The organism is Shewanella litoralis (assembly GCF_009828585.1).
GTDB classification, from domain to species: Bacteria; Pseudomonadota; Gammaproteobacteria; order Enterobacterales; family Shewanellaceae; genus Shewanella; species Shewanella litoralis.
The window spans coordinates 1-299 of record NZ_WSRZ01000134.1 but is presented as its reverse complement, the minus strand read 5'-3'; the positions used below and the strand labels follow the sequence as shown (position 1 = coordinate 299).

Here is a 299-nt window from a genome sequence, read left to right as displayed (position 1 = left end):
CAGGTGCCAAGAGTTATCAGCAATTTTCAGCAACATCCAGAGGGCTGTTCCTCAGGTGCCAAGAGTTATCAGCGATTCTCAGCAACATCCAGAGGGCTGTTCCCCAGGTGCCAAGAGTTATCAGCAATTTTCAGCAACATCCAGAGGGCTGTTCCTCAGGTGCCAAGAGTTATCAGCAATTCTCAGCAACATCCAGAGGGCTGTTCCTCAGGTGCCAAGAGTTATCAGCAATTTTCAGCAACATCCAGAGGGCTGTTCCCCAGGCGCCAAGAGTTATCAGCAAATTTCAGCAACATCCA

General features: G+C 49.5%; 1 protein-coding gene. It reads left to right on the top strand.

Annotated elements, in window-relative coordinates:
- Positions 1 to 299: hypothetical protein (locus tag GQA99_RS20730; RefSeq protein WP_206194609.1), on the top strand; the 299-nt coding region annotated here is incomplete at both ends.